This window comes from Paenibacillus sp. P4_A9, assembly GCF_056402415.1.
In genome coordinates this window covers 1-1619 of the sequence record NZ_JBFUHL010000199.1, presented here as the reverse complement: position 1 = coordinate 1619, position 1619 = coordinate 1, and the positions used below count along the sequence as shown (strand labels likewise).

Genomic DNA, 1619 nt, shown 5'->3' with positions numbered 1-1619 from the left:
GCCCGTTAGCTCAGCGAACAAAAAACGGATGCATCGGCATCCGCTGTTCCGCTATCGTTCTCCCGTTAGCTCAACTCATGCTTCAATGTTTATTCTGTCTTCCTAACGCCATGTATTGGACAGTGCCATCCTTCTTATCGGCGTTGAAGGACAAAACATACTCACCGACGTCATATGACATTTCCCAACCTTCTACTATCGTACCGAGTCCTTCGTAACCAGGCTGACCTAACGCCTTTTTTACTTCCTCAACTGAATATTTAATTGTATTTCCACTTATTCCTATTACTCTGACAGTTTGGTCAGGATTCGTGAAGAAGTAATTATAATCGAACCATGCGTCAAAATGGTCCCCACGTGACCCCGTTCGTTGAGGTTCCCCCCATGTTTCGAACACATCATTTTTCGCCGCCCCTATTCCGAATTCAATCCCTGGGAGCTTTCCTTGTGCCACTGCACTTAGAAATTCTTCGTTAAGTTGCAACTTTTTGCTTAATGGTGTCTTTTTGATTAAAATTGTCTTGGAAGCTTCCTCATATCTGACCAAAGCCCCCATATTTTCAGCTACGAAACGAATAGGTACATATGCATGCCCTTGGTGATTCAACACTACATTTTCCTTATTGTCCACTTCTTTGGTCACAACATTAAATACAAATTTGGCAGGAAACAAGTATGCTTGAATTGTGTCTGACGCATAAACAGCGGTTGTCGCTGTTAAACCAATTCCGCAAATTAGACCTAAAACAAACTTTTTCATACTCATCACTCTCCTTTTACAAGAGTATTACAATGCACAAATAAAATGTTTTCTCTTACAAGTGATTCATAGTAAGTTTTACAGTTTTATACTTTGTAAAATCACCTTTACCGACAGTTCCAAAGATTGTTACGCCTCCTGATGATGTCCAATCCATATCATCAATAAATGCAGTACCTATTAATTCGTTATTTTCATCATAAAAAGATAATGATGCTTTATAGTCTTTTGAATCTAACGCCTTGAGGATTGATATATGCCCATTCACTCTCGTGAAAGCACCCAAATTTGTTACCAAAAGGTCCCCGATTGCAAAATTATTATTTGCATCTATGATGTTCAATTGTCCTGGTGGAAACCCTTTTGCAGATGGACTCATTTTGGCATAACCTGCATCCAATGTGGCTACCGCATAGTTGGTAAAATCCCCCTCCCCCACTGCTTCAAACGATTTAATCTGTCCTCCATCCATCATTATATTTTCCACGCTTGCTTTTCCGATTATTTCACCATTTTCATCATAAAAATTAAGCGAACAACTAACCTGATAGCCCGTAGCTGTATTTTCTTTCAGTTTTACTTGTCCAAATACTTTTGTATGATTGTCCTCGTGATACAACTGGAGATTACCTACCTTAATAAAATCATTAAGCCAGGCATCCTTTAGATTTAAACCGTCGGATGTTTCGTAATCCACCGTTATTTTTTTCAATTCATCATCGTATCCCACAGTCGCCCCCATATTTTCTGCAACAAAACGAATCGGTACATACGCATGACCGTTATAGTTTAATGTGGTGTATTCACTGTCTAATTGCTTGCTTTGTCCGTTAAATACAAATTTAGCAGGAAATAAGTA

At 39.0% G+C, this 1619-nt stretch carries 2 protein-coding genes; both read right to left on the bottom strand.

The genetic code is table 11. The features are described 5' to 3' along the window. Window positions 1-82: 82 nt before the first annotated feature. The gene (locus AC1DVJ_RS30900; RefSeq protein ID WP_477596745.1) at window positions 83-760 is read right to left on the bottom strand and encodes a DUF4309 domain-containing protein; all 678 of its coding nucleotides are present in this window, start codon (window positions 758-760) and stop codon (window positions 83-85) included. Window positions 761-815: 55 nt separating this feature from the next. Continuing rightward, window positions 816-1619 (bottom strand): stalk domain-containing protein (locus AC1DVJ_RS30895; RefSeq protein ID WP_477596743.1); only part of this gene is annotated, 804 nt, incomplete at its 5' end.